Raw genomic sequence first — 24,496 nt, forward strand, 5'->3', positions numbered from 1 at the left:
TCGGTGGTGCTGGCGTCGCCGATGATGGCGATGCCGTTGCCGCCGGCGGTGATGGGTGCGGTGATGTCGGGTGCGACCTGGTTGCCGCCGGCGATGCCGTCCTCGCCGGTGGTGGTGGCGCCGTCGCCCGAGCCGGCGGTGGTGCTGCCGGTGGTGGTGACGTCGGAGTCGGTGGTGCTGGCGTCGCCGATGATGGCGATGCCGTTGCCGCCGGCGGTGATGGGTGCGGTGATGTCGGGTGCGACTTGGTTGCCGCCGGCGATGCCGTCCGAGCCCGATGTCGTGGCGCCCTCGCCGGCAGCGGAGCCGCCGTCGGTGGTCGCGACTGTCGAGCCGTCGGAGCTCGAATCGCCGATCACGGAGATGGCGTTGCCGCCCGCCGTCACCGGCACCGACACGTCGATCGGCAGCTGGTTGCCGCCGGCCACACTGTCGTCACCGGAGGTCGACGCGGGGGTCGACGGCGGCGCCGAACCTGTCGTGTCCTCGGGTGGCTCGGCGCTGTCAGCATCCGACACCGCCGAATCCTCCGACGTCGAGTCGCCGATGACCGACACCGCGTTGCCCCCGACCGAGACGGGCACCGCGACATCGACGATGGCCTGGTTGCCGCCGATCAGCGAATCCGCGCCGTCGGTCGACACCGCCACTGCGGGTGACTCCGCGGCGGGCGTGGGGTCGGCTGACGATGAGGCGGTCGAATCCTCGGTCGACGAGTCGCCGATCACCGACACCGCGTTGCCGCCGATGTTCACCGGGAGCTCCACCGAGATGATGGCCTGGTTGCCGGACGCCGCCGCATCGTCGCCGCTCGTTTCAGCGGCGTTCGCGACGCCCGCGCCGAGGACGCACAGGCCCCCGGTGATGAGGACTGTCCACAGCCCTCGCGAGACGTACTTGTTCATGGTTCTTCTCCAATTCGAATGAGTGAGTCGCTCCCGCTCGATGCGGGAACGGATGACCGTGCTCCACGCAGGGCGGAGCAGGGCTCACTCAGTCGGGAGAGGTGTCGGTGTCGTGTGTCGGCGACGACGGCAGATCGTCGTCGGAAGCTGTCCCGCGCGTGCCCACCAGGGCGGCGGCGAAGGCGGCTCCGGCCCCGAGATCGGCGAACGCACCCGCGCCGCCGGAGCCGGCCGCACCCGCACCCGCGCCGCCCGAACCGGTCGACGGCGAGGCCGGGGCCGGCACGCCCACCGGCCCTCCACCGGGCGCGAACGGCCCGGCGCCTCCGGGCGAACCTCCGGCCCCCGGAACGAGACCCCATTCCGCGGCGGCCCCAACGCCCGCCGCGCCCTCGTTCGGGAGGCCGGGGCCGCCCCATTCCCCCCGCACGGATGCGCGCGACGCATCCGAGACCCCCGCGCCACCCCGCGCGGAGAAACCTTCCGGCGCAACGGCGCCGGCATCGGCACCCGAGCCGGCGCCGCCGCCGACGCTCGGCCCGATCGGCGAGCCCGAACCCGAGCCCGATCCCGCCGCCGGTCCCGACGGGCCCCCCGCCGACCCACCGGGCCCGCCCGGCAACCCGGGCAGCCCCGGCAACAGCCCGCCGGCGTCGCCCGCCACAGGCCCGACGACGTCGTGTACCACCGGCGAGACGGCCCCGCTCACGTCGCCCAGCACCACATCGACGGCGCCCGCGACCGGGCCGGTCACCGACCCCGCGGGCGCCGAACCGATCACGTCAGGCACGACGGGGAGTTCGGCGACGACATCGTCCACGACATCCGCCACCGGCTCGACCACGGCCGACACCGGGTCGGACGCGGCGACCTCGCCGACCGCATCCGTCACCTGAGGAATCGTGGCGACCACGTCAGCGACGGGCTCGGGCACCACTTCGGCGACCGGTTCGGTCACCGGCGTGAGCTGCTCGCTTACCGCACTGACGACGTCCGAGTTGGGCAGGGCGTCGGCGACTGCGGCCACGTCGGCCACAGCGGACGCCGCCGTGTCGAGCACATCCGAGACCGAGCCGAGGAGTGCGGACGCCCCGGGCGCGGCAGAAGTCGGTGGGGCAGCCTCGTCGGCGGAGGCGGACTGGGAGCCGAACACGGCGCACAGCACCAGCCAGCCGGCTGCTACCCCCAGGGCACCGAGCCCCAGGCGCAGGAGGCGCCGTGACCGCTCTTCAGTTGCATGTTCCACGACAGTCACCCCCTGCGTAGGAACGGGCTTCCCTCATCGGATGCCCCGGTTCTATCGACCCTTCTCCCAAGAAACGCTCATGTCAACCCCTGTAGCGCACGCAGTGGGGATTTCTCAGCCGCCGAGGTCGGGTCGAACCGCGGCCGACGCGGACTTTTCCAAACGAAAAGGCCACCGCGCCCGCCTGGGCTATCGGTGGCCTTTTCGTTTGGAGAACTCCCGCAGAGCGCGGGGAACTTCAGGCGATGAGGTAGTCGTGCAGCGACTCGTCGCGCAGCATGGCGAGCGCCCGGCGCTGAATCTGGCGTGCTCGCTCACGGGACACCCCGAGCGCCTCGCCGATCTGGTCGAACGACATCGCGTCTTCCCCGTCGAGCCCGAAACGCATGCAGATCACGCGCGCCTCACGCGGCGGCAGCGTCGCGAGGGCCACGGACAGGTCATGGTGCTGCAGCGAGGATGCGGCGGCGTCGAAGGGCTGGGCCTGCGAGGTGTCCTCGATCAGGTCGCCGAGTTCGGCGTCGTCGTCGCCCACCGGGGTGTGGATCGAGACGGTGTCGCGGCCGTGCCGCAGCAACTCCTGCACCTTCTGGGGCGGGAGGTCGACCGCGCTCGCCACCTCGTCGATCGAGGGCTCGCGACCGAGCTCGATCACGAGCCGCCGTTGCATGCGGGTGATGGAGGAGATCTTCTCCGACGTGTGCACGGGGATGCGGATGATCCGCCCGCTGTCGGCGAGGGCCCGGTTGATGGCCTGCTTGATCCACCACGAGCCGTAGGTCGAGAACTTGAAGCCCGCCTGGTAGTCGAACTTCTCGACCGCGCGCACGAGCCCGATGTTGCCCTCTTGGATGAGGTCGAGGAAGGGCAGACCGCGCTCGAGGTAGCGCTTGGCGATCGACACGACCAGCCGCAGGTTGGCCTGGATGAGCGTGCGCTTCGCCGCCTGTCCGTCACGCGCCAGCCACTGCAGTTCGCGCTTCAGCGTGGCGTCCATCACCGGGTTCTCGGCGAGCTTGCCGTCGGCCAGCACGCCCACCTCGATGCGGCGACCGAGGTCGACCTCTTCTTCGGCGGAAAGCAGTGGTGTGCGCCCGATCTGGCGGAGGTAGTCCTTCACCGGATCCTCCGAGGCGCCTCGGATGTTCGTAAGCCGCGCCGCCGGTTCGCTCTCGTCGATCTCGGCGTCCGGTGCTGTTGTAGTTACCGCTGAGCGTGACATCTTCATCTCCTGTAACTGGTCCGTATCCCGGTACTTCGGAAGGCTATGCCCCGCAGGCACGTCCCCCAAAATGGGGGACCGGGGGGTTGACAACGGCCGAGATTAACGCAATGTAGTTAGCCGAACTAGCATTACGAGGTCTAGATGGTCGAATTCGTGGCGCATCCTGCTGCTTCTAGACTGGTCGCACGGAGGTGCGGATGTCGGGCAGAGGAGTGCGGGTCGTCCGCGGGCTCGCTGCTGCCGCGGTCGCTGTGTTCATGGCCGCGTTCTCGCACGCCGCCGCCGGAGGGGGTGCTCCGGGCGGAGCCGGGCTGATGCTCGCGATCGCCCTCTCGTCGGTCGTCTGCGTCGTGCTCGCCGGCCGTCGGCTCTCCGTGTGGGCCCTCACGACTTCGGTTCTGATCAGCCAGTTCGCCTTGCACCTGTTGTTCGCCGTCGGCGCCGGGTCGGGCGTGACGCTCACCGAGAGCGCTCACCACGGGCACGTGACCATGACGGTCGCCGGGGCGACGGATGCGCTGTCAACCGCCGCGCATCCGGGCCACGACTCGGGCTGGATGTGGGTGGCGCACGCGTGCGCCGCCGTGCTCACGATCGCGCTCCTGCACCGCGGTGAACGCACCCTCCGCGCGCTGCTCGCACTGTCCGTGCTCGTGCGTGAGCGAGTGGCCGCGCTGTGGGTTCGAGCCCGGCTGGGCCACGCGTTCGCGTTCGCCCGGGCGCTGCCGGCCGCCTGCACCGAGGCGGCGGCGCACCTTCACCGTCACCGTCGGCGGAGTCGGGCCGGCGAAGCGGGCCCGGTCGACCGGCTTCGCGACCTCCTCGTCGTGACGAGCACCCTTCGGCACCGCGGGCCGCCGGCCGCGCTCGCCGCACGTCTCTAGGCTCCACCGATCGACATCGGCGGGGTGTCGATGTGCGCGCGTTCGCACATCCGCCACCCCGATTCACCGAAGGACAATCATGAGACACCGTCTTCTCGCGCGCGCCGCAACCGCCGGCGCCGCTGCAACCCTGCTCGCCTCGGCAGCCGTGCTGGCGAGCGCGCCACTCGCCGCATCGGCGCACGTGCGCGTCAACCCGGGCCAGGCCGAGCCCGGCAGCTACACCACGCTCACCTTCAAGGTGCCCAACGAGTCGGCCACCGCGAGCACCACGCGGCTCGAGGTCGACCTCCCGGCCGATACGCCGTTCACCAGCGTCTCCTACCAGCCCGTGCCGGGGTGGAGCGCCGCGGTCGTCGTCGGCGACCTCCCGGCCCCCATCACCACCGGCGACGCCACCGTCACCGAAGCGCCGCTCTCGGTGGTGTGGACAGCGGATGCCGGCACGCCGGGCGTCGCGCCCGGCCAGTTCCAGGAGTTCCCGATCTCGGTCGGGCCGGTGCCCGATGTGGCGAAGGTGGTACTGCCCGCGCATCAGAGCTACTCCGACGGCACGGTCGTGGACTGGGACGAGCCGACCCCGGCGTCGGGCGAGGAGCCCGAACTGCCGGCGCCCACGCTGTACATCACTGAGGCGCCGCCCGTGGAGAGGGACGACGCGGGGTCGGCGGCGACCGTGGCGGCGTCGGGCGGTGCGTCGGCCGGTGCGGATGCGTCGGGCTCGGCGGCCGCTGATGTCGCCTCGCTGGCACTCGGCTTCGGCGTGGGCGGGCTCGTCCTGGGCGCCCTCGGCCTCGTGCTCGGCGCGGTGGCGCTGCTGCGACGGCCACAGGCGAGGACGACCGCCGCGGCAACCGTGTCCGCCCCGGCATTCAGCACGGCCGCCGACCCCGCTGCGGCGCCGGAGGGTGCCGCGAGCGACGGACAGGACCGGCGATGAGCGCCGAGCGAGGGCGGCCCGGTTCGCGCCGGCAGGGAGTGACGGCCCGGGCGGCGGTGGTCGCGCTCGCGGCCGCGGCGGTCGTGGCCGGAGTGGCGCTCGGCGGGGCGGAGGGAGCATCCGCTCACGACTACCTCGTGTCGACCTCGCCTGCGGCCGATTCGACCGTGACCGATGAGCTCACGGCCGTCTCGCTCACCTTCAACGAGCCGCCGCTGGCCGACGCGAGCGCGGCGATCGCGATCGAGCTGCACGACCCGTCCGGGGCGAACGTCGCGACCGGACCGGTGTCGATCGTGAACTCCACGCTCAGCATCGCTGTGGCGCCCACGACGCAGGGCGCCTACACGGTGCTGTGGCAGAACGTGTCGGCCGACGGGCACGCGGTCTCGGGGGAGTACGGCTTCGACTACGCGGGGCCGGTCGCGGGTGCGGGGCCGGGCGGCCCGGCCGTCTCGACCCCGGGTGCCGCGGCGGCGGGCGCGGGAACCGCATCCGCGCCGCCGAGGACGTCGAGTCCGACCCCGACGCCGACCGGCACCAGCACTCCGCCGCCCGCGACGTCGGTCGCCTCCGGCGCGGGCGCTGTGTCGGTGCCGCTGGTGCTGATCGGCCTGGGTACTGCGCTGGGGGTGGTGGTGATCGTGGCGCTCGTGCTCATCGTCGGACTGCGCCGTCGCCCCGGGCGCGACGCCTGACCGGATTCCGCCAGGGTCGCCGCCCGTGCCCCGCGCTCGCCGAGCGCGGGCGGCGACTCCACTCTCACCTCAGAACGAGCACGGGACGAGGGCGGCCACTCCGGCGCCCAACGTCGCCGGGCCCCCGATGAGCTGAACCTGCAGGGTGCCCCGATCGGCCATCAGTGACAGCACGCCCTGGGGCACGCAGTCGCCCGGCACGACGAACATCGGCGCGTTCGTCTTCGCGGCGAGGACACCGCCGGCCAGGGCATCGGGGAAGGACGCACCGCTGACGAGGTACACCGTGCTGAAGTCGGCGGAGAAGCTGGTGAAGACGTTGAGCGACACCTCGTAGCGGCTCGACCCCGAGATCCTCGGCACCCAGCCGCCGGCCAGGATGGTGCCCTGGACGCCCGTCGAGACCGAGAGCGGCCCGCCGACCACGGTGGCGACCGAGGCTCCGAGGTCGCGCACCAGCGTTTTCGTGGCGTCGTCGGCGACGGGAGCGAGTCCGTCGACGAGGAGAACCGGGCTGCCACCGGCACCGGCCGCGGCGCCGGCGGAGAGGGCGTCCGGGAAATCGCGTCCGGTGGCCACCACGACGCTCGCAGCGCCGGCCGGGAAGGCGTCGCCGATCACGGAGCGGCTGACGGCGTAGCGATCGGCTCCCGCGATGCGCTTGACGAGCGCGCGGGGCAGGATGCTCCTGACCGTGGCGAGCACACGGTCGGAGACGGTCGCGGGGCCGCCGACCAGAACGACCGAGGTCGGGTTGATGCGCACGAGCGCAGCGGCGACGGAGTCGGGTACTGCATCCTGTGCGACCAGCAAGAGGGGTGCGGCATTCGCGGCGGCTGCCGGTCCGGCGCTCAAGGCGTCCGGGAACGAGACGCCGGACGCGAGGTAGACCGTGTTCGCCGCCCCAGGGGTCACTCGTTTCGCGATCTCGACCGCCAATTCGAACCGATCAGCGCCGCTGATGCGCGAGACGACCGGCGCCACGGCGTCGGCCGGCAGGATGGCGGCGGCGGGCGGGGAGATCGGGCCGGCGCTCGCCGGCTCGGTGATCACCCAGCCGAGCAGCCCCATCGCGATGACGGCGGCGGCGATGCCGACGCCTCGCCTCGACCGCTTGGGTGAACGCTGCGACGCGGACTTCTGCACAACCATCTTCGGACTCGATTCCCCAAAGCCCTCTGCCCCAGCAGCCCCCGACCTCTGGCGCCTCCGACACTAGGGCAAGTCGACGATTTCTCGACTCCCCAGTTAGGGGGGCACGGAGAGTGAGACGTCGCTGACGGTCGAGGTGCGGCGACGGCCGCGGGCCGGACGCGCTCCAGCGGCGGCACACCGCCGGTACGCTTGTGCTCGCGATGACAGAACCTCCTGAGCCAGCGGCAGTGAGCGGTGCCGACGCGCACGGTGAATTGCCCATCGACAGCGACGTCATCGCGGCGGGACGCAGCGAACCGCGGCCGCCGCACCTGCGGGCGGGCTACATCGGCCTGGTCGCGGTAGGCGGGATGCTCGGCACGGCCCTCCGTGAGGCGATCAGCCTCATCGTTCCCGTGGTCGGCGGGTTCCCGGTCGCCATCTTCGGTATCAACGTGCTGGGCGCCTTCGTGCTCGGCGGACTGCTCGAACTGCTCGCCTTGCGGGGGCCGGACGAGGGACGGCGGCGGCGCATCCGACTCTTCGCCGGTACCGGGGTGCTCGGCGGGTTCACCACCTACAGCGCGTTCGCGACCGACACGGCGCAGCTGCTCGGTGATGGCGCATTCGCGGTCGCGCTGCTGTATGCCTTCGCCACGCTCATCGCGGGCGCGCTCGCCAGCTGGGGTGGCATCGTGGTGGGGATGCGGGTCGGCCGGGGCCGGCGCATCCGCCCCGCCGCGCCGGAGCAGCGCTCGTGACCCCGCTGGTCTTCGTCGCGCTGGCGGCTGCCGGCGGGGTGGGCGCCGCGACCCGCTTCGTGGTGGACGGGGCGGTGAAGGCGCGCATCCGCGGTTCGTATCCCGTCGGCACCACTCTCATCAACGTCTCGGGCTCGCTCCTGCTCGGCCTCATCACGGGGCTGGCCCTCACGCACCTCCTCGCCGACGACTGGCGCCTGGTGCTCGGCGGCGGCTTCCTCGGCGGCTACACGACCTTCAGCACCGCCAGCTTCGAGACCGTCCGCCTCGTGCAGAACCGTCGCCGGGGCGCGGCACTCGCGAACGGCCTCGGCATGATGGTCGCGTCGGTCGCAGCGGCTCTACTGGGCCTCTGGCTCGGCTCGCTCGCCTGACCCGCCGCCCGAGCGGACCGGCAGCAGGAGCAGCAACCCCACCAGGAGCACCAGCACGATGCCGAGGATGCCCCAGTACTGCACGTTCGCGTCCGGCCCGAAGATCGCGGCGCCGATGCCGATGAAGAGCGTGAACATCGCCGGGGCGAGGAAGGTCGCCGCCTTGCCGGTGGTGGCGTAGAGCCCGAAGATCTCGCCGTTGCGCCCGTCGGGGATGCGCCGGGCGAGGAACGACCGGCTGGCCGATTGCGCCGGGCCCACGAACGCGCAGAGGGCGAGCCCGAAGGTCCAGAACACGATCTGCCCGCCGTCGTGCAGGAAGAACACGGCCGTGCCGCAGGCCACCAACCCGATGAGCGACGCCACGATGACGGGCTTCGCCCCGAAGCGGTCGTCGAGCAGGCCCACCAGGATGGTCGACGCCCCCGCCACGATGTTCGCCGCGATGGCGAAGATGATGACCTGGCCGGAGGAGAACCCGAACGATCCCGCCGCGAGCACCCCGCCGAAGGTGAACACCCCGGTCAGGCCGTCGCGGAACACGGCGCTGGCGATGAGGAAGTAGGCGGTCTGCCGGTTCTCCCGGAAGAGCGCGCGGATGTCGCGGAGGAGCACGCGGTACGACTCGACGATCCCCACCCGCCCCGCCGTCGACTCGGCCTGCTGTTCCGGGGATCGGTACTCGGGCACCGAGAGGAGCACGGGCAGCGCGAACAGGCCGAACCAGATCGCCGAGACGAGCACCGTGACCCGGATCGGCAGACCGTCGCTGTCGGGCACGCCGAAGAGGGCTGTTCCCCCGATCGGTTCGATGAACCCGAAGTAGACGATGAGCAGCAGCACGATGCCGCCCACGTAGCCCATGCCCCAGCCGAAGCCCGAGACCTTGCCCACGGTCTTCGGCGTCGAGACCTGGGTGATCATGGCGTTGTAGTTCACCGTCGCGAACTCGTAGAAGATGGTGCCCGCAGCCAGCAGGAAGAGGCCGAGCCAGAGGTACCCGGGGTCGGGCGCCACGAAGAACATGGCCGCCGACAGCAGCACCACCACGTAGGTGTTGACGGCGAGCCAGAGCTTGCGGCGCCCGCGCCGGTCCGAGCGCTGGCCGGTCACGGGGGCGAGCAGCGCCACGAGAACGCCCGCGATCGTCATCGCGATGCCGAGTTGCGCCGAGACCGCCGTCTCCCCGCCGAACGCGTCACTCGTCAGGTACACCGTGAACACGAAGGTGGTGATGACGGCGTTGAAGGATGCGGAGCCCCAGTCCCACAGGCCCCACGCGAGCACGTGCGAACCCTTCGGCCGGACGCCCGCGCTCCCGGCGGCCACCGCCGCCACAGCGCTCGTGTTCGCGAGGGGCGGAGGGGTGAAGTCGCTCTTCGCGGAGCCGTCGGTCATGCAGCCACAGTAACCCCAGGCGGTGAACAAACGGTGGCGCTCGCAGAGCCGATGTCGGAGGGTCGGACTAAGCTGAGCAAAACTCAGTCAGTCTCTCTGGAGGTGGTCGTCGTGGTGGCGCTCGTGGTGTCGAGTCTCGTGGTGCGGGTGGTGTCGCAACCGCCGGGGCGAAAGGGGTTCGCTCTCGAGTTCACGGGCGAGTTCGCGGGCTGGGCGCCGGGTGCGCGCTCGGCGGCGGTCACGATCGCCGTCGCTGCGCGCGACGGGTCGTGGCAGGGGGTGGGCCTCGGTGTCGTCGGCCCGGCGAGCGGAGGTCGCTTCCGCGTCGAGACCGGCCCGATCGCTGCACCGGGGGAGTTCACCTTCCGGGTGCAGGTGGGTGCGGATGCACTCTACCGCGGCGCCGTCGAGGTGGAGCCGGTGGCCGAGGGGTGCGGCGTCGCGCTGGCACCCGACCAGGTGGTGCAGGGCGCGACGCTGTGGCTCGACCCCTCGACCGGGGCGGAGGCGCCCTCGCTGGCGTCGAGTTTCTGGTGCTCCGACGATGACGGGGACATCGGCGGCTTCGATGTCACCCTCTACTGCAACGGTCGTCCGCTCGTGCGGTCGGCCGAGCGGCGCAGCGCGGGCACGCCCGTCGAGCTGGCGGTCGTGGACTGCATCGAGGGCCCCGACCGTGCGCACACCTTCCGTCTCGTCGAGGTACGCCTGCCGAACGTGTGGGCCTTCACCCCGGGTTCCCACGTCGCCACGACGACGAACGCACCGAAGATCATCGATCTGAGCGCACGACCCGGGGTTTATGCCATCCGTGTCTTCCGGGGCCGCACGGTCGTCCGGCGGATGCTGTTCGAGATCGGGTGGAGCGGCAGGCTGCGCGAGTCCGGCCCGGTGGAGCGCCGTGCCGACGGTACGCCGGTGATGCTGGTGGGCGGGGCCGGGTTCGGGGCGGGGCCGGGCATCCGGGAGTCGTTCGAGGGTCTGTACGCACCGTGGGCAGGGAGCCCGACCTCGGCTCGCACCGTACTCGACGCAGCGCAGCGCTGGGCGCTGAACCGTGTGGCGCTCGATCTGTCGCGGGTGCTCAGTGCCACCGGCGCTCATGTCGATGCCTCCGGTGGTCGGCTGCACGACCTGCTCGCTCGCATCGAGGAGCTCGAGGACGACGTTCCGCCGAGGTTCCTGGTCCCGGTGGGGCAGGAGCGTCTGCCCTTCGCCCGGTTGCGTTCGATCGTGATCTACCTCATCGAGACGCAACGGTGGGCCGGCTGAAAAACTTGAGTCAGATTAACTCAAGTTTTGCTGTGAGAACTTGACGTGAGGCGTGCTTCCTGGGAAACTTGAAGTCATCGGGCTCAACTCTATGAGCCCGGCCACGACTTCTACGAACACCGTTTCAACGAATCAGGCAACACGACAAAAGGAGAACAGCCGACATGGCTCGTGCAGTAGGCATCGACCTCGGAACCACCAACTCGGTGGTCGCCGTGCTCGAAGGTGGAGAGCCCACCGTCATCGCGAACGCGGAGGGTTTCCGCACCACACCGTCCGTGGTCGCATTCACGAAGGACGGAGAGGTTCTCGTCGGTGAGACCGCCAAGCGGCAGGCCGTCACCAACGTCGACCGCACCATTTCCAGCGTCAAGCGCCACATCGGCACCGACTGGAAGGCCGACATCGACGGCAAGAAGTACACCCCGCAGGAGATCTCGGCGCGCATCCTCGCCAAGCTGAAGCGCGACGCGGAGTCCTACCTCGGCGACACCGTGACGGATGCCGTCATCACCGTTCCGGCGTACTTCAACGACTCCGAGCGTCAGGCCACCAAGGAGGCCGGCGAGATCGCGGGCCTCAACGTGCTGCGCATCATCAACGAGCCCACCGCGGCCGCGCTCGCCTACGGCCTCGACAAGGGCAAGGAGGACGAGCTCATCCTGGTCTTCGACCTCGGTGGCGGAACCTTCGACGTCTCCCTGCTCGAGGTGGGCAAGGACGACGACTTCAGCACCATCCAGGTGCGTGCCACCGCCGGTGACAACCGGCTCGGTGGTGACGACTGGGACCAGCGGGTCGTCGAGTACCTCATCAAGCAGTTCAAGGACACCACGGGCGTCGACGTGTCGAAGGACAAGATCGCGCTGCAGCGGCTCAAGGAGGCGGCCGAGCAGGCCAAGAAGGAGCTCAGCTCCGGCATGTCGGCCAGCATCACGCTGCCCTACCTGTCGCTCACCGAGAACGGCCCGGCCAACCTCGACGTCACGCTCACCCGCGCGAAGTTCGAGGAGCTGACCAGCGACCTGCTGGCCCGCACCGAGAAGCCGTTCAAGGACGTCATCGCCGAGGCCGGTGTCTCGGTCAACGACATCTCGCACGTCGTGCTCGTGGGTGGTTCCACCCGCATGCCCGCCGTCGTCGAGCTGGTGAAGAAGCTCACCGGGGGCAAGGAGCCCAACAAGGGCGTCAACCCGGATGAGGTCGTCGCCGTCGGCGCGGCCCTCCAGGCCGGCGTGCTGAAGGGTGAGCGCAAGGACGTGCTGCTCATCGACGTCACCCCGCTGTCGCTCGGCATCGAGACCAAGGGCGGCATCATGACCAAGCTCATCGAGCGCAACACGGCCATCCCCACCAAGCGCAGCGAGACCTTCACCACGGCCGACGACAACCAGCCGTCGGTCGCCATCCAGGTGTTCCAGGGCGAGCGCGAGTTCACCCGCGACAACAAGAACCTGGGCACCTTCGAGCTCACCGGCATCGCGCCGGCGCCCCGCGGCATCCCGCAGGTCGAGGTGACCTTCGACATCGACGCGAACGGCATCGTGCACGTCTCGGCGAAGGACAAGGGCACCGGCAAGGAGCAGTCGATGACCATCACCGGCGGCTCGTCGCTGCCCAAGGAGGACATCGACCGCATGGTGCGCGAGGCCGAGGAGCACGCCGCCGAAGACAAGAAGCGCCGCGAGGCCGCCGAGGTGCGCAACCAGGCCGAGACCCTCGCGTACTCGACCGACAAGCTCATCAAGGACAACGCCGACAAGCTGCCGGACGACGTGAAGAACGACGTGCAGGCCGATGTCGACGCGCTGAAGTCGGCTCTGGCGGGCGAGGACGACGACGCGGTGAAGACCGCGTTCGACAAGCTCAACGAGAGCCAGCAGAAGCTCGGCCAGGCGATCTATGCTTCTGCACAGGCCGACGCCTCCGCCCCCGCGGGCGGCGAGGAGCCGACCGAGTCGTCGTCGAGCGATGACGACGTGGTCGACGCCGAGGTCGTCGAAGACGAAGACGAGCCCAAGAAGGACAACTGAATCCATGACTGACGACAAGAACGGTCGCCCCGGAGACTCCGAGGGCCCCGAGGAGCCGATCATCCGCGACAAGCGGCGCATCGACCCCGAGACCGGTCAGGTTCGTCAGCCTGCCGCGGAGTCGGGGGCGTCGGAGGACGACGCTCCCGACTCGGGCTTCATTCAGGCTGAGGGACCGGATGTGGAGACCTCGCTGACCGACGCCGACCTCGACTTCCTGTCGGGGCAGAGCACGTCCGACGAGCTCGCCGCCGAGCGGCTCGCCGACCTGCAGCGCGTCACGGCGGAGTACGCCAACTACCGCAAGCGCACCGAGGCCAACCGTGAGGTCGAGCGCGAGCGAGCGGTCGGGGAAGTGGTCAAAGTGCTCCTGCCGGTGCTCGACGACCTCGACCGGGCCGAGAAGCACGGCGACCTGACCGAGGGCGGCCCCTTCGCCGCCATCGCGACGAAGCTCCGTTCGGGTGTCGAGCGAGTGGGCCTGAAGCCGTTCGCGGCGGCGGGCGAGGAGTTCGATCCGCAAGTGCACGAGGCGATCTTCCAGCAGCCCAGCGCTGAGGTGCAGACGCCGACGATCGCTGACGTGGTCGAGTCCGGGTACTACCTCGGGTCCACGCTGCTACGCGCCGCGAAGGTCGTAGTGGCGGTGCCCAATGGCTAGCCAGGACTGGTTCGACAAAGACTTCTACAAGGTGCTGGGGGTGTCGAAAGACATCTCCGACGCCGAGCTCAAGAAGGCTTATCGCAAGCTGGCGCGGCAGTACCACCCCGACTCCAACCAGGGCGACGCGAAGGCGGAGGCCCGCTTCAAGGAGATCAGCGAGGCCTACTCGGTGCTCTCCGACGCGGAGCAGCGCAAGGAGTACGACCAGATCCGTGCCATGGGCTCCGGCGCCCGCTTCACCGCGGGCGGCGCGGGCCAGGGCGGCGGCTTCGAAGACGTCTTCGGCGGCATGTTCGGGCAGGGTGGTGGCGGCGCTCGCGGCGCGAGCTACAGCTACCAGCAGGCCCCGGGCGGCTTCGACGACATCCTGGGCGGCATGTTCGGGCGCGGCGGTGGCGGGTTCGGTGCCTACGGGCCGACCCGCGGCCGCGACGTCACGGCGCGCACCACGATCGACTTCGTCACCGCGGTCAAGGGCGACACCATCAAGCTGCAGACGGCGGATGGCAAGCCGATCACGGTGAAGATCCCGGCCGGCGTCGCCGACCAGCAGAAGATCAAGCTGCGCGGCAAGGGCGAACCCTCGCCCGACGGCGGCGAGGCCGGCGACATCGTGCTCACGGTCTCGGTGCGCAAGCACCCGGTGTTCGAGCGGGACGGGCTGAACCTGCGCGTCAACGTGCCGGTCACCTTCGTCGAGGCGACCCTCGGTGCCACGATCGAGGTGCCCACACTGGGTGGTGCACCGGTGAAGCTCAAGGTGGCGGCCGGAACCCCCTCGGGGCGCATCCTGCGCGTCAAGGGGCGCGGGGTCGAGACCGCCAAGGGCAAGGGCGACCTGCTCGCGGTGGTGCAGGTCGCCGTGCCGAGCCACCTGACCGCTGCCCAGCGCGAGGCGCTCGAGGCCTTCCACGCCGTGGAACCCCCCGAGAACCCGCGCACCGAGCTCCTCGCCAAGGCGCGGGAGTAACCCCCTCCTCGCGACCCGTCGATTTCGGCCCTGTCTGAGGTCAGGAAGGGCCAGAACTGACGGGTCGCGAGGATGACCGAGCGATGTTCGCGAGAAAGAGCGAGGGAGGAAGGAACGCGAGATGAGCGACGTCGACGAGAACTCGCCGCTGTTCGCGATCGCTGTGGCCGCAGAGCTCGCGGGCATGCACCCGCAGACCCTGCGGCAATACGACCGGCTGGGCCTCGTGAGCCCCACCCGCACGGCGGGCAAGTCCCGCCGCTATTCCATGCGCGACGTCGTGCAGCTGCGCGAAGTGGCCCGGCTCTCGTCGGAGGGCGTGTCGCTCGAGGGCATCGCGCGCATCCTTCAGCTCGAGAACCAGGTCTCCGAGCTCGGCGCCCGCGTGCGCGAGCTCGAGTCGGCGCTCGCCGACGAGCTCCTCAACCGCCCGGGCCGCCGGGTCTTCGCGGCCGGCGTCGAGGGCGAGGTCATCTCCCTCAAGCACGGCACCCGCACCCAGCGCCGCACCGAGGTCGTGGTCTGGCGCCCCACTCGCACCGAGTAGGCCGCACCCCGTAGGCGGCACCGCGTACGGTTGACGGGTGACCGAGTTCTCCTTCGACGCCCTCCGCCGTGCCCCCGACGTCGAGGCCGACAACCTGTTCGCGGTCGACGCGAGCGACCGGCTCATCCTCGATGAGGCGGCCGAGGCGCTCGAGGAGACAGCCGGGCATCCGGGAACCGTCGTCGTCATCGGCGACAACTACGGCGCCCTCACGCTGGGTGCCGCGGCGGTGCTCGATCTGCACGGCATCCGAGTGCATCAGGATGTGCGGGCGGGCGAGCTCGCACTCGCCGCCAATGCCCGGCGCGCCGCCGACATCGACCTGAGCGGCCGCTTCACGCACCAACCACTCGGGCGTGCGTTGCTCGAGGGCGCGAGGGTCGTGCTTCTGCAACTTCCGCGCAGTCTCGCGGCGCTCGATGACATCGGCCGCGCGATCGCCGCCTACGCCGACCCGTCGGTGGTCGTCTACGCCGGCGGTCGCGTCAAGCACATGACGCCCGCGATGAACGACGTGCTCGGCACCTCGTTCGAGGAGGTGACGGCGACCCTCGCCCGCCAGAAGTCGCGTGTGCTCATCGCCGAGCGTCGCCGCGAGGGCATCGCGCCGGCCCTGCCGCGCCGGGAACACCACGACGACCTCGACCTCTGGGTCTGCGCATCCGGCAACGCCTTCGCCGGCACCAAGATCGACATCGGCACGCGGCTGCTCATCGACCATCTCGACGAGATGGCGCCGGATGCCCGCACCGCCGTCGACCTCGGCTGCGGCACCGGCGTGCTCGCCGCGCTGCTCGCCCGCTCGCGCGGCGACCTGCGGGTGATCGCCACCGACCAGTCGGCGGCCGCCGTCGAGTCGGCCACCGCAACCATGGCCGCCAACGGCCTGGCCCAGCGGGTCGACGTGGTGCGCGACGACGCGCTGAACGGCTTCGACGACGACAGCGCCGACCTGATCCTGCTCAACCCGCCCTTCCACGTGGGTTCCACCGTGCACGCCGGTATCGCCCTCAAGCTCTTCGAGGCAGCGGGCCGGGTCCTCCGCCCGGGCGGCGAGCTCTGGACCGTGTTCAACTCGCACCTGGCCTACCGTGCCGCGCTGCAGCGCGCGGTCGGCCCGACGCGTCAGGTCGATCGCAACGCGAAGTTCACGGTGATGGTGTCGACGGGGCGTTGACCGGCACCCGGAGGCCGCGCACGGCGACCGTGCGCCGCGTCACGAGCTCGGCCGAGACCAGCACGGCGGCCACCCCCACGACCGCGGTGCCGATGACGGCGACCGGGATCATGGTGTCGGTGTCGAGGCGCGGGATGAGGTCGAGCGGCTCGGTCAGCCCGATCAGCATGAAGAAGGCGGTCGAGTAGAGCACGGCCCGGATGCGCCACACCCGGTCGACGCCGATCAGGGCGAGCAGGGTGAGCAGCCAGAGCCCGTACCAGGGGTGGATGACGGGCGACGCCAGAGTGATGGCGGCGAAGCACGCCCCGAGCAGCAGCAGCGGGTCGGCGCGCCGCTTGGTGATGACGAGATACCCCGCGGCCGCGCATCCGGCCGCCAGCAGGACCAGTTTCACGATCGTCTGGGCCAGATCGCCGTCGAGCCCCAGACCGTTGGCGAGACCGCCGATGCTGATGCCGAGGATGTTGGCGGGCGCGTACCACGACGAGATGGTGACGGGGGTGATGAGCGCACCGATCCAGCCGACGCCGACGCCGATGCCCCAGCCGAGCAGCACCACCGTGCCGAGCCCGACGGCCGCGACGGCCGCCCAGCGACGGATGATGGCGCCCCAGCCGGCGTTCGAGCCCGCCCAGATCAGGCCGATGATCGGCAGCGCGATGACGGCGATCGGCTTGACCCCGATGGCCACCGCGACGAGCAGGGTGCCGAGGATGGGCCGGTCTTTGAGCGCGTAGTAGACACCCGCGACGACGAAGGCGAGCATGAGCGAGTCGTTGTGACCGGCCACCACGAAGTTCATGATGACGAGCGGGCTGGCGGCCACCACCCAGAGCACGCCCGCCTGGTTGAGGCCGCGCAACCGCGCGATGCGCCAGGCGTAGAAGGCGAGCATCGCGAGCCCGGCGGCGGCGATGAAGCGGAAGGCGAAGAGCGCGATCTCGGGGGGCAGCGCATCCGTCGACATCACGACGAGTCGTTCGATCCAGACGAAGACCGGGCCGTAGGGGGTCTGCGTGTCGGCCCACAACGGGTCGACCCCGAGACCGAACCAGCCGGGCAGCTCGGCCATGCCGGTGCTGTAGGGGTTGAGGCCGGCGGCCATCAGGCGGCCCTGCCCGATGTAGGCGAACATGTCCCGGCTGAACAGGGGGAGGGCGAACAGGAGCGGGATGCTCCAGGCCGTCGCCGCGACGGCGACTTCGCGCACCTGCGCGGCGGTGCGCCGGGCATCCGGCCCGCCACGCCCGTCGGTGCCCCGGTCGACCAGGGCCTCGGCGGATGCGGGCAACGCGCTTCCCCGCGAGGAGCGACGCTCGAGCAGGGACATGCCGAGAGACACCCAGGCGGCGAGCAGCAGCACTGCTCCGACCACGACGAGGAGCCCGCAGAAGGTGACCGCGCCGCGCGAGTTGCGGAGCAGTTCGAAGAGGAGCCAGCCCCGCAGCGCGGAGGACGGACCGAGCCAGCCGACCCCCAGCGATCCGACGGCGATGCTCACGGAGCCGACGACTCCGAGCAGCAGGCGCACGCGAGGGGAGAGGACAGGCACGCTTACGTCTTACCATGCCCAGTTGAATGAGTGGCGAACCCTGGCGCCCGTACCGTCATTCTGCTAAACTTGAGTCATATCAACTCAAGTTTGAAAAGGACTTCCGCAGCATGGCCAACCAGCCCAACCAGAACGGCGAGGAGCAGAAGAGCGCCCTCGAGCAGTACGGCGTCAACCTCACCGAGATCGCGGCGAGCGGCAAGCTCGACCCCGTGATCGGGCGGGACGCCGAGATCCGCCGGGTGAGCCAGGTGCTCACCCGGCGCACCAAGAACAACCCCGTGCTCATCGGCGAGCCCGGCGTCGGAAAGACGGCGGTGGTCGAGGGGCTCGCGCAGCGCATCGTCGCGGGCGACGTCGCCGACTCGTTGAAGGGCAAGCAGCTCGTCTCGCTCGACCTCGCGGCGCTCGTCGCGGGTGCGAAGTACCGCGGCGAGTTCGAGGAGCGCCTGAAGGCGGTGCTCGCCGAGATCAATGCGGCCGACGGGCAGATCATCACGTTCATCGACGAGCTGCACACCCTCATGGGTGCGGGCGGCGGCGAGGGGTCGGTCGCGGCCTCCAACATGCTGAAGCCGATGCTCGCGCGCGGCGAGCTGCGCCTCATCGGCGCGACGACGCTCGACGAGTACCGCGAGTTCATCGAGCGCGACGCCGCGATGGAGCGCCGCTTCCAGCAGGTGTTCGTGGGGGAGCCGTCGGTGGAGGACACCATCGCCATCCTGCGCGGGTTGAAAGAGCGTTACGAGGCGCACCACAAGGTCGCGATCGCCGATTCCGCCCTGGTCGCCGCGGCGGCGCTCTCGAACCGGTACATCCCCGGGCGGCAGCTGCCCGACAAGGCGATCGACCTGATCGACGAGGCGGCCTCGCGGCTGCGCATGGAGATCGACTCCGCGCCGGTGGAGATCGACGAGCTGCGGCGCAGCGTCGACCGGCTGAAGCTCGAGGAGCTGGCGCTCAAGAAAGAGAAGGACGACGCGTCGAAGGAGCGGCTCGCCGCCCTGCGCGAGACGTTGCGTGCGCGCTCGGCGACCCTCGCCGAGCTGCAGGAGCGCTGGGAGCACGAACGCGCCGCGCTGAACCGTGTCGGTGAGCTCAAGGAGAAGCTCGACCGCGCCCGCATGCGAGCCGAACGGGCGCAGCGCGAGGGCGACCTCGAGCAGGCGTCGCGGCTGCTCTACGGCGAGATCCCCGTGCTCGAGCGGTCGCTGGCCGAGGCCGAGCGCGACGAGGAGTCCGAAGACGGCGGGGAGCGGATGGTCAACGACCAGGTCACGGCCGACGACATCGCCGCCGTCATCGCGGCGTGGACGGGCATCCCGGTCGACCGGCTCACCCAGGGCGAGACCGAGAAGCTGCTGCACCTCGAGGGCGAACTCGGGCGTCGGCTGATCGGCCAGAAGGATGCGGTGCGAGCGGTGGCGGATGCGGTGCGCCGGTCGCGCGCCGGCATCGCCGACGAAGACCGGCCCACCGGCTCGTTCCTCTTCCTCGGCCCCACCGGCGTGGGCAAGACCGAGCTGGCGAAGGCGCTCGCCGAGTTCCTGTTCGACGACGAGAAGGCGCTGGTGCGCATCGACATGTCGGAGTACGGCGAGAAGCACTCGGTGGCGCGCCTGCTGGGTGCCCCTCCCGGCTACATCGGCTACGAGCAGGGTGGTCAGCTGACCGAAGCCGTGCGGCGGCGGCCCTACTCGGTGATCCTGCTCGACGAGGTCGAGAAGGCGCATCCGGAGGTCTTCGACGTGCTGCTGCAGGTGCTCGACGACGGCCGGCTGACGGATGGGCAGGGCCGCACGGTCGACTTCCGCAACACCATCCTCATCCTCACCTCGAACCTCGGTTCGCAGTATCTCGTCGACCCGACGCTGTCGCGCACCGAGGCCGCAGACCTCGTGCAGGGCATGGTGCGGCAGGCGTTCAAGCCCGAGTTCGTGAACCGCCTCGACGACATCGTGATCTTCCAGGCACTCACCGAGGCCGACCTCGCGCAGATCGTCTCGCTCTACGTCGACCGCCTGTCGCGTCGCCTCGAGCAGCGGCGCCTGCAGCTCGCGGTGACTCCGGATGCGCGGGCGTGGCTCGCCGAACGCGGCTACGACCCGATCTACGGCGCGCGCCCGCTGCGGCGGCTCATGCAGCACGAGATCGACGACCGCCTGGCGACCGCGCTCCTCTCCGGAGCGGTGCGCGACGGCGACACCGTGCGCGTCGACGTCGCCCCCGACGGCGACACCCTGGCGGTCGCCGCCGCGTAGCCCGCCCCCGCCCCTCCTCCTCGCGACCCGTCGATTTTGGCCCTAAAACCCGCGTTTTGGGGCCAAAACTGACGGGTCGCGAGGAGGGTCAGCGGATGCCGGCGCGGCGCTTGCGGAGGCGGGTGACGACGAACCAGGCGAGCGCGGCGAGCACGCCGGCGATCACGAGCCACTGCAGCACGTCGGCGTAGGGCTCCACGAGGTGCCACTGCTCGCCGAGCCAGAAGCCGGCGAGGATGAACGCGGTGTTCCAGAGGAGCGACCCCGCGGTGGTGAGCAGGGCGAACTTCCACACGGGCATCCGTTCGATGCCCGCCGGAATCGAGATCAGGCTGCGGAACACCGGGATCATGCGCCCGAAGAACACCGCCTTCGAGCCGTGCCGGCGAAACCAGTCCTCGGTGCGGTCGACGTCCTGCACGTCGACGAGCGGCAGGTGATGGGCGATGCGGCGCATCCGCTCTCGCCCGAGCCAGGCGCCGAGCCCATAGAGGGCGAGCGCGCCGAGCAGCGAGCCGAGCGTCGTGCAGATGATCGCGAGGGTGAGATCGAGCTCGCCGCGGCTGGCCGCGAAGCCGGCGAGCGGGAGGATGACCTCGCTCGGGATGGGCGGGAACAGGTTCTCGATCGCGACGGCGAGTCCCGCGCCGACCGCGCCGAGCGCCTCCATCAGCGACACGACCCAGTCGCCGATCGGGCCGAGACTGCCCTCGCCGCCCCCGTTCTGCCGCACGCCGATCTGGACGCTCACCCCTGCGCTCATGCCTCCACGCTACGGATGCCCCCTGAGCCGCCCCTGAGCGCGAGGCCCGCCGGAGCCGTCGGAGTCAGGACCGCACGAGTCGCGCGATGGCGTCCGACGCCTCCTTGAGCTTCGCCTGCGCCACCTCCCCGCCTTCGGCCACGGCCTCGACGACGCAGTGGTTCAGGTGATCGTTCAGCAGCCCGAGAGCGACCGACTCGAGCGCGCTCGTCATGGCCGAGACCTGCGTGAGGATGTCGATGCAGTACTTCTCGTCGGCCACCATGTTCTGCAGGCCCCGCGCCTGGCCTTCGATGCGGCGCAGGCGCTTGAGGTAGTCGTCCTTGTTCGAGATGTAGCCGTGGTGGGCGTGCTCGGTGTCGCTGTGCGGCGCATCCGTGTCCATCGTCATGCTCCGATTCTCTCCGCTCGGGCGGCCGGATGCGACGCCACCGCTGACCCCGGCCCCGCGAGTGCCGCCGGCCGCAGGTCGAGGCGGCGGAGCAGCTGGGCGTTGAGCGCCACGATGATGGTCGAGAGCGACATGAGGATCGCCCCGACCGCCATCGGCAGCACGAAGCCGATCGGCGCGAGCACGCCCGCTGCCAGCGGCACCGACAGCAGGTTGTAGCCGGCCGCCCACCAGAGGTTCTGCGTCATCTTGCGGTAGCTCGCCTTCGACAGGGTGATGATCGAGAGCACCGATCGTGGGTCGTCGCTGGCGAGGATGACCCCGGCCGAGGCGATGGCGACATCCGTCCCGGCGCCGATCGCGATGCCGACGTCGGCCCGGGCGAGCGCCGGGGCGTCGTTCACCCCGTCGCCCACCATCGCAACCGTGCGGCCCTCGGCCTGGAGCTCAGCGACCTTCGCCGACTTGTCGCCCGGCTTCACCCCCGCGAACACGCGCGTGATGCCGAGCTCGGCGGCCACCGCCCGGGCGACCGACTCGGCGTCGCCCGTGATCATCACGACGTCGATCCCGCGGGCGCGTAGCCCCGCCACGGCCTCGCGCGACTCCGCGCGCACCTCGTCGGCCAGCGCGATCCGGCCGATCACCTCGTGGTCGCGCAGCACGTGCAACACGGTCTGGCCCGCGTGCGGGTCGTGGACTTCTCCAATCGTGGTGTCGGCCGAGCTGCTCTGGGCGTCGGTGAACGTTTCGTTTGGAGAAGTCCGCGCCGAATCGGGCTCGGTCGCCGGGGCGGTCGCGCCAGGAAGGACGGATGCGGCGGTGCCGTGCTCGGCGAGCAGCGCCGGGCCGCCGACGTGGATGGTCGCGCCCTCGACCTGTGCGGAGACGCCCACCGCGGTCGATGCCTGGAAGCCGGTGGCGGCGGGGACGGTGAGGCCGCGCATCCGGGCCTCCTGCACGATCGCCCGGGCCAGCGGATGCTCGCTGTCGGCTTCGGCCGCCGCCGCCAGTGCGAGCACCTCGGCCTCGTCGTGCCCCGGTGCGGCGACCACCGCGGTGACCGCCGGCTCGCCCTTCGTGAGCGTTCCGGTCTTGTCGAAGAGCACGGTGTCGACGGTGCGCATGGTCTCGAGGGCGAGACGGTCTTTCACGAGGATGCCGGCCTTCGCCGCGCGCTCGGTGGCGATCGAGACGACGAGCGGGATGGCGAGCCCCAGGGCGTGCGGGCATGCGATGACGAGCACGGTGATGGTGCGGATGACCGCGTCGTCGGGGTTGCCGACGAGCGTCCACACGATCGCGGTGATGACGGCCGAACCGAGCGCGAACCAGAACAGCCAGCCCGCCGCGGTGTCGGCGATGCGCTGCGCGCGCGAGGTGGAGTTCTGGGCTTCGGTGACGAGCCGCTGGATGCCCGCCAGCGCGGTGTCGTCGCCGATGGCGGTGACGCGGATGCGCAGGGCCGAGTCGGTGGCGACCGTTCCGGCTACGACGTGCTCGCCCGGGCCGCGTTCGACGGGCCGCGATTCGCCGGTGATCATCGACTCGTCGACATCCGCGGTGCCCTCGACGATCTCGCCGTCGGCGGGTACCCGGCCGCCCGGGCGCACGATGACCAGGTCGCCGATGCGGAGGTCGGCGGGCGGGATGGTCTCCGTCGAGCCGTCAGGGTCGATGCGCTCGGCCTCGTCGGGGAGCAGGGCGGCGAGCGAGTCGAGCGCGGAGGTCGTCTGGGCGAGGGAGCGCATCTCGATCCAGTGGCCGAGCAGCATGATGACGATGAGAAGGGCGAGCTCCCACCAGAACTCGAGCTGCTCGTCGAGGAGGCCGAGGGTGGCGCCCCACGAGGCGAGGAAGCCGACCGTGATGGCGAGGGCGATGAGCAGCATCATGCCGGGTTGGCGCGCGCGGAGTTCGGCGACCCCGCCGGAGAGGAAGGGGCGGCCGCCGAGTACGAAGAGGACGGTGCCGAGGACGGGGGAGATCCAGGTGGTCCAGCCGGACTCGGGGATGCGGTAGCCGACGATCATCGAGAAGGTCGAGCTTAAGGCGACCACCGGCACGGCGAGCACGAGCATCAGCCAGAAGAGACGGCGGAACTGCCCGACGTGGTCGCCGTGGCCGCCGTGCCCGGCATGGTCGTGGCCGCCGTGCCCGGCGTGCTCGCTGTGGTCGTGCCCCGCGTGCTCGCTGTGGTCGTGCCCCGCGTGCTCGCTGTGGTCGTGGCCGGCGTGGACGTGGGCGCTGTGGTCGGCGGCAGCCGACCGGGGCTCGGACTCGTGACTCATGGTGCGAAACTATACCCCCTAGGGGTATTACACAACCGACGTTCGCCCCGGGCCCACCGGGTGATACCGTGAGCGCGTGGCAGGCGATGAGGGAGCGGCGACTCCGGCGGATGAGAGCGCCGCGGCGCCCGCAGGGGAGGGCACGGCGGCCGCCGCCGCGCATGAAGCGCGTCGCACCGACGCTCGCTCGCGCATCACCGGCGTCATCGTGGTGGGCATGAGCGTGGCCGTGTGGTGGCCGGCGTTCACCCTCGGCGCCTGGGGCGACTTCTTCTTCGACCAGATGCTCACCGTCTGGGCCGCCGCCACCGGCGCGTTCATCGTGGTGCTCATCCAGCCACGGGGAAGACCGCGTGTGTGGCGGGCGCTGGCGCTGCTCATCCCGAGCCTGTGGCTCGTGCTGCAATTCGTGGTCTCCGACACCGGCAACGACGACAACTTTGCCGTCGGGCTGGTCACGCTCCTCGGCATCGGCGTGGGCATCCTGGGCGTGCCGGCGGCCATCTGGGTGCTCGTGCGCATGATCTGGCCCGAGTTCGCGGAGGACATCTCGTGGCCGCGCCGTCTCGTGGTGATCGGCGCCGTGCTGGCGATCGCCGTCGCATCCTTTCTGCTGGGGGTGAACCAGTCGAAGTTCCTCACCTGCCATGACTTCACGATCAGCGGCAACTCGGAGCCCTCGGGCTGTACCCCGGCGCCTCCTGACGAGCCGTGACCGGCACGGACATCCTTGATCAGCGTCAACTAGAATCGCCCCGATGAACCCCCAGCACACCCGTCTCTCGCGACTGTTCCTCGCAACTCTCGTCGTGGTGGTGTTCGGCGCGCTCGGCGCGCTCGCGTCGCTGGTGTTTCTCTATCCCCAGCATTCCGCGGCGACCGGTGTCGTGCTCGACATCACGCTCGGCGTGAGCCTCGCCGTCTTCGTGGCGGCCGGCATCGTCGCGATCGTGACCTCGCGCCGGATCGCCGCGCTCAACCGAGCGGCTCGCCGCCGCCGTTGAGCA

At 70.6% G+C, this 24,496-nt stretch carries 23 protein-coding genes; 14 read left to right on the forward strand and 9 right to left on the reverse strand.

Features of this window, described 5'->3' with window-relative positions; genetic code table 11:
* From AC3WLB_RS19825 to AC3WLB_RS19835, 3 genes are all read right to left on the reverse strand, one after another.
* A partial coding sequence (locus AC3WLB_RS19825; protein ID WP_492508939.1) for a hypothetical protein occupies nt 1-905 on the reverse strand: 905 nt, incomplete at its 3' end.
* Between the two features lie 88 nt (nt 906-993).
* Nucleotides 994-2,151 (reverse strand): hypothetical protein, encoded by a 1,158-nt coding sequence (locus AC3WLB_RS19830; protein WP_492508941.1) that lies wholly within the window; start codon nt 2,149-2,151, stop codon nt 994-996.
* A gap of 238 nt (nt 2,152-2,389) precedes the next feature.
* Nucleotides 2,390-3,373 (reverse strand): sigma-70 family RNA polymerase sigma factor, encoded by a 984-nt coding sequence (locus AC3WLB_RS19835; protein ID WP_492508943.1) that lies wholly within the window; start codon nt 3,371-3,373, stop codon nt 2,390-2,392.
* A gap of 200 nt (nt 3,374-3,573) precedes the next feature.
* Between AC3WLB_RS19835 and AC3WLB_RS19840 the strand changes: the two genes are divergently transcribed.
* The 3 genes from AC3WLB_RS19840 to AC3WLB_RS19850 all read left to right on the forward strand — a co-directional run bounded on the left by AC3WLB_RS19840 (nt 3,574) and on the right by AC3WLB_RS19850 (nt 5,898).
* A complete protein-coding gene (locus AC3WLB_RS19840; protein ID WP_492508945.1) occupies nt 3,574-4,260 on the forward strand; it encodes a hypothetical protein in 687 nt (228 codons plus the stop codon).
* A 79-nt stretch (nt 4,261-4,339) separates the two neighbouring features.
* The gene (locus AC3WLB_RS19845; protein ID WP_492508947.1) at nt 4,340-5,200 is read left to right on the forward strand and encodes a YcnI family copper-binding membrane protein; all 861 of its coding nucleotides are present in this window, start codon (nt 4,340-4,342) and stop codon (nt 5,198-5,200) included.
* Complete coding sequence (locus AC3WLB_RS19850) at nt 5,197-5,898, forward strand: copper resistance CopC family protein (protein ID WP_492508948.1); 702 nt, start codon at nt 5,197-5,199, stop codon at nt 5,896-5,898. Before AC3WLB_RS19845 ends, AC3WLB_RS19850 begins: the two co-directional genes overlap by 4 nt.
* Before the next feature lie 69 nt (nt 5,899-5,967).
* On the opposite strand, the gene AC3WLB_RS19855 is transcribed toward AC3WLB_RS19850, so the two are convergent.
* Nucleotides 5,968-7,050, reverse strand: a complete 1,083-nt coding sequence (locus AC3WLB_RS19855) for a cell wall-binding repeat-containing protein (protein WP_492508950.1) — start codon at nt 7,048-7,050, stop codon at nt 5,968-5,970.
* 230 nt (nt 7,051-7,280) lie between these two features.
* On the opposite strand from AC3WLB_RS19855, the gene AC3WLB_RS19860 reads away from it, so the two are divergent.
* Nucleotides 7,281-7,793, forward strand: coding sequence for a fluoride efflux transporter FluC (locus AC3WLB_RS19860; RefSeq protein WP_492508952.1), 513 nt, complete (start codon nt 7,281-7,283; stop codon nt 7,791-7,793).
* Complete coding sequence (gene crcB, locus AC3WLB_RS19865) at nt 7,790-8,167, forward strand: fluoride efflux transporter CrcB (RefSeq protein WP_492508954.1); 378 nt, start codon at nt 7,790-7,792, stop codon at nt 8,165-8,167. Before AC3WLB_RS19860 ends, crcB begins: the two co-directional genes overlap by 4 nt.
* On the opposite strand, the gene AC3WLB_RS19870 is transcribed toward crcB, so the two are convergent.
* Nucleotides 8,135-9,565: an MFS transporter gene (locus AC3WLB_RS19870; RefSeq protein ID WP_492508956.1), complete on the reverse strand. Its 1,431-nt coding sequence runs from the start codon at nt 9,563-9,565 to the stop codon at nt 8,135-8,137. The two genes, crcB and AC3WLB_RS19870, sit on opposite strands and share 33 nt — an antisense overlap.
* Before the next feature lie 102 nt (nt 9,566-9,667).
* Between AC3WLB_RS19870 and AC3WLB_RS19875 the strand changes: the two genes are divergently transcribed.
* From AC3WLB_RS19875 to AC3WLB_RS19900, 6 genes are all read left to right on the forward strand, one after another.
* On the forward strand, nt 9,668-10,837 hold the full coding sequence (locus tag AC3WLB_RS19875) for a hypothetical protein (RefSeq protein ID WP_492508958.1): 1,170 nt from the start codon (nt 9,668-9,670) through the stop codon (nt 10,835-10,837).
* 164 nt (nt 10,838-11,001) lie between these two features.
* Nucleotides 11,002-12,870 carry a molecular chaperone DnaK gene (gene dnaK, locus AC3WLB_RS19880; RefSeq protein ID WP_022896930.1) on the forward strand — a complete coding sequence of 623 codons (1,869 nt, stop codon included), beginning with the start codon at nt 11,002-11,004 and terminating at the stop codon, nt 12,868-12,870.
* Nucleotides 12,871-12,874: 4 nt separating this feature from the next.
* Nucleotides 12,875-13,531, forward strand: coding sequence for a nucleotide exchange factor GrpE (locus tag AC3WLB_RS19885; RefSeq protein ID WP_022896931.1), 657 nt, complete (start codon nt 12,875-12,877; stop codon nt 13,529-13,531).
* The gene (locus tag AC3WLB_RS19890; protein WP_492508960.1) at nt 13,524-14,504 is read left to right on the forward strand and encodes a DnaJ C-terminal domain-containing protein; all 981 of its coding nucleotides are present in this window, start codon (nt 13,524-13,526) and stop codon (nt 14,502-14,504) included. Before AC3WLB_RS19885 ends, AC3WLB_RS19890 begins: the two co-directional genes overlap by 8 nt.
* A gap of 121 nt (nt 14,505-14,625) precedes the next feature.
* Nucleotides 14,626-15,051: a heat shock protein transcriptional repressor HspR gene (locus AC3WLB_RS19895; RefSeq protein ID WP_022896933.1), complete on the forward strand. Its 426-nt coding sequence runs from the start codon at nt 14,626-14,628 to the stop codon at nt 15,049-15,051.
* A gap of 37 nt (nt 15,052-15,088) precedes the next feature.
* Nucleotides 15,089-16,228 carry a class I SAM-dependent methyltransferase gene (locus AC3WLB_RS19900; RefSeq protein WP_492508962.1) on the forward strand — a complete coding sequence of 380 codons (1,140 nt, stop codon included), beginning with the start codon at nt 15,089-15,091 and terminating at the stop codon, nt 16,226-16,228.
* Here the strand turns inward: AC3WLB_RS19900 and mptB are convergent.
* A complete protein-coding gene (gene mptB / locus AC3WLB_RS19905) occupies nt 16,200-17,783 on the reverse strand; it encodes a polyprenol phosphomannose-dependent alpha 1,6 mannosyltransferase MptB (RefSeq protein ID WP_492508963.1) in 1,584 nt (527 codons plus the stop codon). The two genes, AC3WLB_RS19900 and mptB, sit on opposite strands and share 29 nt — an antisense overlap.
* A gap of 110 nt (nt 17,784-17,893) precedes the next feature.
* Between mptB and AC3WLB_RS19910 the strand changes: the two genes are divergently transcribed.
* Nucleotides 17,894-20,044 carry an ATP-dependent Clp protease ATP-binding subunit gene (locus AC3WLB_RS19910; protein WP_492508965.1) on the forward strand — a complete coding sequence of 717 codons (2,151 nt, stop codon included), beginning with the start codon at nt 17,894-17,896 and terminating at the stop codon, nt 20,042-20,044.
* 88 nt (nt 20,045-20,132) lie between these two features.
* Here the strand turns inward: AC3WLB_RS19910 and AC3WLB_RS19915 are convergent, their stop codons facing one another.
* The 3 genes from AC3WLB_RS19915 to AC3WLB_RS19925 all read right to left on the reverse strand — a co-directional run bounded on the left by AC3WLB_RS19915 (nt 20,133) and on the right by AC3WLB_RS19925 (nt 23,489).
* Nucleotides 20,133-20,807: a DedA family protein gene (locus AC3WLB_RS19915; protein WP_492508967.1), complete on the reverse strand. Its 675-nt coding sequence runs from the start codon at nt 20,805-20,807 to the stop codon at nt 20,133-20,135.
* Between the two features lie 64 nt (nt 20,808-20,871).
* Nucleotides 20,872-21,192, reverse strand: a complete 321-nt coding sequence (locus tag AC3WLB_RS19920) for a metal-sensitive transcriptional regulator (RefSeq protein ID WP_492509035.1) — start codon at nt 21,190-21,192, stop codon at nt 20,872-20,874.
* A gap of 2 nt (nt 21,193-21,194) precedes the next feature.
* Entirely contained in the window at nt 21,195-23,489 is a 2,295-nt protein-coding gene (locus AC3WLB_RS19925; RefSeq protein ID WP_492508969.1) for a heavy metal translocating P-type ATPase, read from the reverse strand.
* A gap of 76 nt (nt 23,490-23,565) precedes the next feature.
* Here AC3WLB_RS19925 and AC3WLB_RS19930 point away from each other — a divergent pair, with 76 nt between their 5' ends.
* The gene (locus AC3WLB_RS19930) at nt 23,566-24,204 is read left to right on the forward strand and encodes a hypothetical protein (protein WP_492508971.1); all 639 of its coding nucleotides are present in this window, start codon (nt 23,566-23,568) and stop codon (nt 24,202-24,204) included.
* Between the two features lie 43 nt (nt 24,205-24,247).
* Nucleotides 24,248-24,493 (forward strand): hypothetical protein, encoded by a 246-nt coding sequence (locus AC3WLB_RS19935; RefSeq protein ID WP_022896157.1) that lies wholly within the window; start codon nt 24,248-24,250, stop codon nt 24,491-24,493.
* Nucleotides 24,494-24,496: the final 3 nt, after the last annotated feature.

Source organism: Herbiconiux sp. FW305-C-125, assembly GCF_058783455.1.

What these genes read in the sequence shown, in the direction of transcription:
- AC3WLB_RS19870 (WP_492508956.1), bottom strand. Translation starts at nt 9,565, where the DNA reads ATGACCGACGGCTCCGCGAAGAGCGACTTCACCCCTCCGCCCCTCGCG.
- AC3WLB_RS19845 (WP_492508947.1), top strand. Translation starts at nt 4,340, where the DNA reads ATGAGACACCGTCTTCTCGCGCGCGCCGCAACCGCCGGCGCCGCTGCA.
- AC3WLB_RS19895 (WP_022896933.1), top strand. Translation starts at nt 14,626, where the DNA reads ATGAGCGACGTCGACGAGAACTCGCCGCTGTTCGCGATCGCTGTGGCC.
- AC3WLB_RS19920 (WP_492509035.1), bottom strand. Translation starts at nt 21,192, where the DNA reads ATGGACACGGATGCGCCGCACAGCGACACCGAGCACGCCCACCACGGC.
- AC3WLB_RS19885 (WP_022896931.1), top strand. Translation starts at nt 12,875, where the DNA reads ATGACTGACGACAAGAACGGTCGCCCCGGAGACTCCGAGGGCCCCGAG.
- AC3WLB_RS19890 (WP_492508960.1), top strand. Translation starts at nt 13,524, where the DNA reads ATGGCTAGCCAGGACTGGTTCGACAAAGACTTCTACAAGGTGCTGGGG.
- dnaK (WP_022896930.1), top strand. Translation starts at nt 11,002, where the DNA reads ATGGCTCGTGCAGTAGGCATCGACCTCGGAACCACCAACTCGGTGGTC.
- AC3WLB_RS19925 (WP_492508969.1), bottom strand. Translation starts at nt 23,489, where the DNA reads ATGAGTCACGAGTCCGAGCCCCGGTCGGCTGCCGCCGACCACAGCGCC.
- AC3WLB_RS19835 (WP_492508943.1), bottom strand. Translation starts at nt 3,373, where the DNA reads ATGTCACGCTCAGCGGTAACTACAACAGCACCGGACGCCGAGATCGAC.
- AC3WLB_RS19850 (WP_492508948.1), top strand. Translation starts at nt 5,197, where the DNA reads ATGAGCGCCGAGCGAGGGCGGCCCGGTTCGCGCCGGCAGGGAGTGACG.
- AC3WLB_RS19935 (WP_022896157.1), top strand. Translation starts at nt 24,248, where the DNA reads ATGAACCCCCAGCACACCCGTCTCTCGCGACTGTTCCTCGCAACTCTC.
- AC3WLB_RS19910 (WP_492508965.1), top strand. Translation starts at nt 17,894, where the DNA reads ATGGCCAACCAGCCCAACCAGAACGGCGAGGAGCAGAAGAGCGCCCTC.
- AC3WLB_RS19855 (WP_492508950.1), bottom strand. Translation starts at nt 7,050, where the DNA reads ATGGTTGTGCAGAAGTCCGCGTCGCAGCGTTCACCCAAGCGGTCGAGG.
- AC3WLB_RS19915 (WP_492508967.1), bottom strand. Translation starts at nt 20,807, where the DNA reads ATGAGCGCAGGGGTGAGCGTCCAGATCGGCGTGCGGCAGAACGGGGGC.
- AC3WLB_RS19840 (WP_492508945.1), top strand. Translation starts at nt 3,574, where the DNA reads ATGTCGGGCAGAGGAGTGCGGGTCGTCCGCGGGCTCGCTGCTGCCGCG.